At 66.0% G+C, this 6,914-nt stretch carries 10 protein-coding genes; 7 read left to right on the top strand and 3 right to left on the bottom strand.

The window, feature by feature from the left end; translation table 11 throughout:
* The 3 genes from Q0Q02_RS01420 to Q0Q02_RS01410 all read left to right on the top strand — a co-directional run.
* Nucleotides 1–353, top strand: a 353-nt coding sequence (locus Q0Q02_RS01420) for a TRAP transporter large permease subunit (RefSeq protein WP_293806259.1), incomplete at its 5' end; no start/stop codon positions are given.
* Nucleotides 354–393: 40 nt separating this feature from the next.
* Nucleotides 394–1,383, top strand: a complete 990-nt coding sequence (locus Q0Q02_RS01415; protein ID WP_293806258.1) for a TRAP transporter substrate-binding protein — start codon at nt 394–396, stop codon at nt 1,381–1,383.
* Between the two features lie 167 nt (nt 1,384–1,550).
* Nucleotides 1,551–2,075, top strand: coding sequence for a winged helix DNA-binding protein (locus Q0Q02_RS01410; protein WP_293806257.1), 525 nt, complete (start codon nt 1,551–1,553; stop codon nt 2,073–2,075).
* Nucleotides 2,076–2,088: 13 nt separating this feature from the next.
* Here Q0Q02_RS01410 and Q0Q02_RS01405 read toward each other — a convergent pair whose 3' ends face one another.
* A complete protein-coding gene (locus tag Q0Q02_RS01405) occupies nt 2,089–2,643 on the bottom strand; it encodes an SRPBCC family protein (RefSeq protein WP_293806256.1) in 555 nt (184 codons plus the stop codon).
* Entirely contained in the window at nt 2,636–2,962 is a 327-nt protein-coding gene (locus tag Q0Q02_RS01400) for a metalloregulator ArsR/SmtB family transcription factor (protein ID WP_293806255.1), read from the bottom strand. Before Q0Q02_RS01400 ends, Q0Q02_RS01405 begins: the two co-directional genes overlap by 8 nt.
* A 135-nt stretch (nt 2,963–3,097) precedes the next feature.
* Here Q0Q02_RS01400 and Q0Q02_RS01395 point away from each other — a divergent pair, with 135 nt between their 5' ends.
* Nucleotides 3,098–4,000, top strand: coding sequence for a DMT family transporter (locus Q0Q02_RS01395; protein ID WP_293806254.1), 903 nt, complete (start codon nt 3,098–3,100; stop codon nt 3,998–4,000).
* A 10-nt stretch (nt 4,001–4,010) separates the two neighbouring features.
* On the opposite strand, the gene Q0Q02_RS01390 is transcribed toward Q0Q02_RS01395, so the two are convergent.
* The gene (locus tag Q0Q02_RS01390) at nt 4,011–4,643 is read right to left on the bottom strand and encodes a pyridoxamine 5'-phosphate oxidase family protein (RefSeq protein ID WP_293806253.1); all 633 of its coding nucleotides are present in this window, start codon (nt 4,641–4,643) and stop codon (nt 4,011–4,013) included.
* A gap of 185 nt (nt 4,644–4,828) precedes the next feature.
* On the opposite strand from Q0Q02_RS01390, the gene Q0Q02_RS01385 reads away from it, so the two are divergent.
* From Q0Q02_RS01385 to Q0Q02_RS01375, 3 genes are all read left to right on the top strand, one after another.
* Nucleotides 4,829–5,287 carry a hypothetical protein gene (locus Q0Q02_RS01385; RefSeq protein ID WP_293806252.1) on the top strand — a complete coding sequence of 153 codons (459 nt, stop codon included), beginning with the start codon at nt 4,829–4,831 and terminating at the stop codon, nt 5,285–5,287.
* A 14-nt stretch (nt 5,288–5,301) separates the two neighbouring features.
* The gene (locus tag Q0Q02_RS01380) at nt 5,302–5,967 is read left to right on the top strand and encodes a ribonuclease T2 (protein WP_293806251.1); all 666 of its coding nucleotides are present in this window, start codon (nt 5,302–5,304) and stop codon (nt 5,965–5,967) included.
* Between the two features lie 63 nt (nt 5,968–6,030).
* Nucleotides 6,031–6,882, top strand: a complete 852-nt coding sequence (locus Q0Q02_RS01375; RefSeq protein WP_293806250.1) for a 23S rRNA (adenine(2030)-N(6))-methyltransferase RlmJ — start codon at nt 6,031–6,033, stop codon at nt 6,880–6,882.
* The last annotated feature ends 32 nt before the right edge of the window (nt 6,883–6,914 follow it).

Here is a 6,914-nt window from a genome sequence, read left to right as displayed (position 1 = left end):
CGCCGCATATGCTCGTGCTGGCGCTGACCTGCATGTACATCATCCTGGGCTGCCTGATCGACGGCATCTCGATGATCGTGCTCACCGCCGTCATCGTCCTGCCGATGGTCAAGGAAGCCGGCTTCGATCTGGTCTGGTTCGGCGTCTACCTCGTCATCCATGTCGAGATGGCGCAGATCACCCCGCCGGTCGGCTTCAACCTGTTCGTGCTGCAGAACATGAGCGGCAAGGACACGATGACGATTGCGAAGGCAGCGTTTCCGTTCTTCATTCTGCTGAACATCGCCGTCATCATCATCACGACCTTCCCGCAGATCGTGCTCTATCTGCCGAAGCTCGCTTTCCCCGACTGATCTCCAGCCCCGTCACCATAAGCAAAAGAGAGGGAATGACATGATCAACCGCAGACTGCTGACCGCCGCGGCCTTCGCCTTCGGAGTCAGCGCGCTCGCCTTCGCCATGCCGGCCGCCGCGCAGACCAAGTGGAACCTGCCCAACGCCTACCCGTCGGACAATCCCCACACCGAGAACCTCGCCCTCTTCGCCAAGGACGTCGAGGCAGCCACGGGCGGCAAGCTGCAGATCACGGTCCATGCCAATGCCGCGCTGTTCAAGGCGCCTGAGATCAAGCGCGCCGTCGCATCCGGCCAGGCCCAGATGGGCGAGGTCCTGATGTCGCTGCACGAGAACGAGGACGCGGTCTTCGGCATCGACGTCGTGCCCTTCCTGGCGACCTCCTTCGCCGACTCGCGCAAGCTCTACACGGCCTCCAAGGCCGCGATCGAGAAGAAGCTCGACAGCCAGGGCATCAAGCTCCTCTTCATGGTCCCCTGGGCGCCGCAGGGCGTCTACGCCAAGAAGGACATCAATACGATCGAGGACATGAAAGGCCTGAAATGGCGCTCCTATAATGTCGGCACCGCCCGCCTCGGCGAATTACTCGGCATGCAGGCCGTCACGATCCAGGCGGCCGAGCTGCCGCAGGCGCTTGCCACCGGCGTCGTCAACTCCTTCATGTCGTCAGGCGGCACAGGCTACGACTCCAAGGTTTGGGAATCGCTGACCCATTTCTATGACACGCAGGCCTGGATCCCGAAGGATGCGACCTTCGTCAACAAGGCCGCCTTCAATGCCCTCGACAAGGCGACGCAGGACGCGATCCTGAAGGCTGCCGCCACCGCCGAGGAACGCGGCTGGAAAATGTGGCAGGAGAAGGCGGGCTGGTATCTCGACCAGCTCAAGGCCAAGGGCATGAAGGTGCAGGCGCCTTCGACCGAGCTCGCGGCCGGCTTCAAGAAGGCGGGCGACACGCTGACCGCCGATTGGCTGAAGAAGGCTGGTGCCGAAGGCCAGGCCATCGTCGACGCCTACAAGAAGATGTAACATAGGCGACCTCGCCGCACGTCGCATCAAGGCCGCGGTCATCCCGGGCGACCGGAAGGAAACCCGGGATCCATACCGGAACGGTTCAGGCATGGATCCCGGATCAGCGCCGCTGACGCGGCTTGTCCGGGATGACACGGCGTTCTTATTCAGAGCAGTCGAGCGTGATGACCTCTCCACCCCCTGACGACCTCGGCCCGATCGTCTCCTCCGGCCATCTCGCCTCGGGAGCCCTGCCGGCCCTGTCTGAATTCGAGTTCGCGCTGAGCATGACGGTGCACGCTTTCCATCGCTGGATCGTGCGCGGCATGGCGGCAGCCGGCATGCCCGATCTTTCGCCGCTCGACGTGCTCGTGCTGCACAACGTCAATCACCGCGGCAAGGCCAAGCGGCTCGCCGATATCTGCCTCGTCCTCAATATCGAGGACACGCATCTGGTGAACTATTCGCTGAAGAAGCTCGAGCGGCTGAAGCTGCTCAAGGGCGGCCGCAAGGGCAAGGAGAAGACCGTCGAGGTCACGCTGGCCGGCGAGGAAGCCTGTCGACGCTATGCCCAGATTCGCGAGCAGCTCCTGGTCAAGTCCGTCCGCGCCACCGGCGCCGACCCGGCCCGCCTTTCCGAAATCGCCGCCGCGATGCGCTCGCTCTCCGGCCAGTACGACCAGGCGGCACGGGCAGCGGCGAGTCTCTAATCAGGCTTGCTCGTCAGTTCTGGCCCGGCTCGGGCAGGCCAGCATAGCGCGCGGCATAATCCGCATCGAGCGCCTTGAAGCGCGACCAGAATCCGCGACGCGGATTGCCGCTGAGCACACCGTCCAGCAGGCCCAGATGCATGTGCCAGCCACCGGAGACGCTGGTCATCTCCGCCTTGCTCGCGAGCTTGCGATGCGTGAGCACCAGCAGAACCTTCCCGCCTTTCGGGACAAGCTCGAATTCGACCTCGGATTCCGACTCATCGCATCCGCCCCAGGTGAAGGCGATGATCCGCGGCGGCTCATAGCGCGTGATCGTACCCGTCGAGCGCACGCCGTTCTCGTGGACGTTACGGTAGACCTCCGGCGGCGTCTCGTCGGTGAGGTCAGAATGCTTGAACAGCATCTCCGTCCGGCCGCCGACACGCAGATCGAATGCGCCCGAGGCCAGCCACTGCCCGCGCTTCTCCGACTCGGTCAGATAGGACCAGACCCTCTCGACTGGCCCGGGTAGCAGACGCTCGAAACGCACCGCGCCGCTTTCCAGCACGACTCCATAGTCATCCATCATTGCCTCCCTCGCCCGGTTCAGGCTTTGCGAGCTCCTGCTCCAAGAGATCGAGATGGTGGCCCCAGAAGCGCCGGACCTTGCTCAGCCAGGCATCGAACGCCTCGAGCCCCGCCGGATCGAGCCTGTAGATCCGCTGCTGGCCCCGGACCTCCACTGTGACGAGCCCCGCCCCGCGCAGCACCTTGAGATGCTGCGAGATCGCCGGCGCGCTGGCGCTGAAACAGGCGCCGATCTCCCCCGCCGAAAGCGGCCGCTCGCCCAGCATCTCGACGATGCTGCGGCGCGTCGGGTCGGCGAGGGCGGTGAAGCGATCCATGCTCAATAATTTTGTCATTCACTTAATTAAGTCAATACTTAATATCAGGAGGTCATGCGGGCATGCAGCGTGGCCGATTGCCAGGCATGGCCAACTCGGCCAGTTGAGGTGCGCCTTTGGAAACCCTCGCCTGACATGACCGCCCGCAACGCCTCCATCACCGGCATCGCCATGATGCTCGTCGGCATCCTCCTGTTTTCCCTCAACGACGTGATGGGCAAATGGCTGGTCGCCACCTACACGGTCGGCCAGCTCCTGCTGGTCCGTAGCCTGGCGGCGCTCGTCGTGATCCTGCCCTTCGTCTTCAAGCAAGGCGTGCACAGGACCTTGCGGCCGGAGCGCCCCGGCCTGCAGGCCTTGCGCGTCTTGTTCAGCTCCGGCGAGGTCGCGCTGTTCTACCTTGCCGTGACCTATCTGCCGCTCGCCGACGCCATGACGATCTGGCTCGCGGCGCCGGTCTGGGTGGTGATCCTCGCCGCGCTTCTGCTCGGCGAGCGCATCGACGGCCGGCGCTGGCTCGCCATCGCACTGGGCTTTGCCGGCGTCGCGGTCTCGCTCAATCCGAGCGGCGCCAGCCTGTCCATGCCGGCGCTGATCGCCGTGCTCGGCAGCTTCCTCTTCGCCGCGATGATGATCGCCGGCCGCCAGTTGCGCGGCACGCCGGATGTCACGCTGGTTGCCTGGCAGACATTCGGCGCCCTGCTGATGGGGCTCGCGCTCCTGCCCTTCGGCTGGGTGACGCCGAGCCTCGAGGACACCGCCCTGCTTGCCCTGCTCGGCATCGTCGCGATGGGCGCGCATATCTGCGTCACCCGCTCGCTCAAGCTGGCGGAAGCCTCGGTCGTCGTGCCCTATCAGTACACGCTGATCGTCTGGGCGCTGGTCTTCGGCTGGTTCATCTTCGGCGACTGGCCGACGCCCGCGATGCTTTGCGGCGCGGCGCTGATCGTCACGGCCGGGCTCGTCCTGCTCCTCCTCGAACGCCGGGCCGCTCCGGCACCGGCCGTGCTCGAAGTGACAGGCGCCGGCGCTCCTTGATCACCGCGCCTCAATAAAGGCGCGTGCGATAGGCTTCCTCGAGATTGCGATCGGCCTCGTCGCCATCGACTGCCTTGGTCTGGTCGGCGATGATGCGGCCGAGCGTCGGGAAAGAGTGGCGCGGCACCTGCGTCGCCGGGTCCCAAAGCTTCGAGCGGATCAGCGCCTTGCCGCAATGGAAATAGGCTTCCTCGACCTCGACGATGATCCCGGTCACGGGAGCGCGCTCCTGCATGATGGAGGGAGCCAGCAACGCGGCATCGCGTGTCGCCCTGCCCCTGCCGTTGACGCGCAGCGTCTCCGGAATCCCCGGCACCATGAAGACGAGCCCGACACCCGGCGCCGATAGGATATTGCCGAAGGAATCGACGCGATTATTGCCGCGCCGATCCGGGATGAGCAGGGTCGTATCGTCGAGCACGCGCACGAAGCCGGGCCCGTCGCCGCGGGGGCTCGCATCGGCATTGCCCTGCGCATCGCAGCTCGCGAGCACGAGGAAGGGCGAGAGCGCGATGAAGTCCCGGCAGAACTGGTCGAGCCGGCGCAGCACCTTGCCGGTCGCGAGCGGCGAGACCGGGCCGACATGGTCGCGCAAGGCCTCGGCATCCTCGATGCGCGCCGCCGGATCATCGAAGCAGTCCATGATGTCGTTTCCCCGCGTTTCTCCGGCCAATCTGGCCGATCGCAGCTCTCTGCGCCAGCACGGGAGGCTCCTGCCGGCCGCCCCTTCGCCGCATGGCGCCGTCCTTTCGCCTGCCGCCTTGACCGGTGGCCGGCACATCGCCATCGTGCGCCGTATCTTCGCCCTCACATACGAGGCTTGATTCGATGCGCCGCGCCCTGCTGCGAACCGCCCTTGTCTCCTTCGCCTGCCTCACGGCTTTTGCCGCCGGCGCCGCGAACGGCCGCTTCGTCCACCCTGCCGACCGGGCTGAGAATCGCACCTTCCCGATGACCGGCAATCTCCCCGGCTGCGACGATCCCGCCGTGCTGGGCGCAGTGACGAACCGCTTCAATTCGCGTGAAGATACCTATTGGGGTCCGCTCCAGGCCCTGTCCTATGATCGCGTTACACAGATCGGCTTCCGCAGCTGGGGCGACGACTTCATCCCGCGTCGTTTCTGCAGCGGCCGCGTCCTGCTCAACGACGGCAAGTTCCGCCGCGTCGACTATTCCGTGCGCGAGAGCCTCGGCCTGTTCGGCCTGACCTGGAACGTCAACTGGTGCGTGCACGGTCTCGACCGCCAGCGCACCTATGCACCCGATTGCCAGATGGCGCGCCCCTGATCACGGGCAATCCGATGATGAAGCGGCTGGCGATCGCGGCTCTGGCGCTGTTCGGCTTCGCGGGAGCCGGCCACGCGCAGGGCTTTGGCCAGCGTAGCAGTGCGCCGGGCGATTTCGACTTTTATGTCCTGGCGCTCTCCTGGTCGCCGGGCTTCTGCGAGCTCGACGGCGATCGCACGCGCAATCGCGAGCAGTGCGGCGAAGGCGCCGGCCTGCGCTTCGTCGTGCACGGTCTCTGGCCGCAGAACGAACGCGGCTATCCCAGCGAATGCGGCCCGGCTGGCCGCTCGCCCTCGCGGATCGCGATGGAGCAGGCCGAGGGCCTGTTCCCGAGCGAGGGCCTCGCCCGTTATCAGTGGCGCAAGCACGGCACCTGCACCGGCTCCAGCCCGAGCGACTATTTCCGCGATGTCCGCCGCGCCCGTGAGAAGGTGGTCATCCCGCCGACGCTCGCCAAGGCAGAGCGCGACCAGAGCTGGACTGCGATCGATCTCGAGCGCGCCTTCGCCGCCGCCAACCCCGGCCTGCGCCCGGACATGATGTCGGTCGCCTGCAAGCGCGGCGCGCTGCAGGAAGTGAAGATCTGCTTCACGCGGGATCTGCGCGATTTCCGCTCCTGCCAGCAGGTCGACCGCTCCGGCTGCCGCTCCCGCGAGTTCACGGTCGTCGCGCCGCGCTGAAAGCCGGACACGGCCAGACTTTGCCGCTTCCGGTGAGGAGCGGCTTCCTCTACCAACGGCAGCATGAACTATCGTCATGGCTTCCACGCCGGAAACTTCGCCGATGTGCTGAAGCATGTCGTGCTGACGCGCATCCTGCTGCATCTCAACGCCAAGCCGACGCCCTACCGCATCATCGATACCCATGCCGGCAGCGGCCGCTACGATCTCGATTCGGAAGAGGCGCTGAGAACGCATGAATGGAAGGACGGCGTGGCGCGGATCGACCGCTCACCACTGTCCCCTGCCGTCGAGGCGCTGCTCGCTCCCTATCGTGCCGCCCTGGAAGGCGCCCGCGCGCTCCATGGCGCTGGCGCCTATCCCGGCTCGCCCTGGCTCTGCCGTCATGCGATGCGGCCGGACGACCGGCTGATCGCGGCCGAACTCCATCCGCCAACCTACAGGAAGCTCGCCGAATCGATCGGCCGCGACAAGCGCTGCAAGCCACTCGCCATCGACGGTTGGACGGCGCTCCGCGCCAATGTCCCTCCGAAGGAACGCCGTGGCCTCGTCCTGATCGACCCACCCTTCGAGGAGAAGGACGAGTTCGCCACGCTCGCGGCCCAGTTCATCGCGGCGTACCGCAAGTGGCCGACCGGAATCTATGCGCTCTGGTATCCGATCAAGGGCAGCAGCGGCGTCGTGTCCCTGATGGACGCGGTGCTCGACGCCGGCATCGGCCGGCTGCTGCGTCTGGAGATCGATGTCGACCGGCCGGAAGCTGCCGGCGGGCTCAGCGCCACCGGTCTGCTGATCGTCAACCCGCCCTGGCGTCTGACCGAGGAAGCGGAAACCTTGCTGCCAGCCTTGACTGAACGGCTCGCCCAGGGGCCGCGCCCGCGCTATCACTGCGAGGCGATCCGCCCCGACGGCTGATCGATCGCTCTCCGTTCCGCATCAAGGATACC

The organism is uncultured Allobosea sp. (genome assembly GCF_945956895.1).
GTDB lineage: Bacteria > Pseudomonadota > Alphaproteobacteria > Rhizobiales > Beijerinckiaceae > Allobosea.
Note: the sequence above shows the minus strand (reverse complement) of the source record. Positions and strands in the feature narration are given on the sequence as shown.

Coding starts and splice junctions, on each gene's coding strand:
- Q0Q02_RS01415 (WP_293806258.1), top strand. CDS start 394: ATGATCAACCGCAGACTGCTGACCGCCGCGGCCTTCGCCTTCGGAGTC.
- Q0Q02_RS01410 (WP_293806257.1), top strand. CDS start 1,551: ATGACCTCTCCACCCCCTGACGACCTCGGCCCGATCGTCTCCTCCGGC.
- Q0Q02_RS01405 (WP_293806256.1), bottom strand. CDS start 2,643: ATGGATGACTATGGAGTCGTGCTGGAAAGCGGCGCGGTGCGTTTCGAG.
- Q0Q02_RS01400 (WP_293806255.1), bottom strand. CDS start 2,962: ATGGATCGCTTCACCGCCCTCGCCGACCCGACGCGCCGCAGCATCGTC.
- Q0Q02_RS01395 (WP_293806254.1), top strand. CDS start 3,098: ATGACCGCCCGCAACGCCTCCATCACCGGCATCGCCATGATGCTCGTC.
- Q0Q02_RS01390 (WP_293806253.1), bottom strand. CDS start 4,643: ATGGACTGCTTCGATGATCCGGCGGCGCGCATCGAGGATGCCGAGGCC.
- Q0Q02_RS01385 (WP_293806252.1), top strand. CDS start 4,829: ATGCGCCGCGCCCTGCTGCGAACCGCCCTTGTCTCCTTCGCCTGCCTC.
- Q0Q02_RS01380 (WP_293806251.1), top strand. CDS start 5,302: ATGATGAAGCGGCTGGCGATCGCGGCTCTGGCGCTGTTCGGCTTCGCG.
- Q0Q02_RS01375 (WP_293806250.1), top strand. CDS start 6,031: ATGAACTATCGTCATGGCTTCCACGCCGGAAACTTCGCCGATGTGCTG.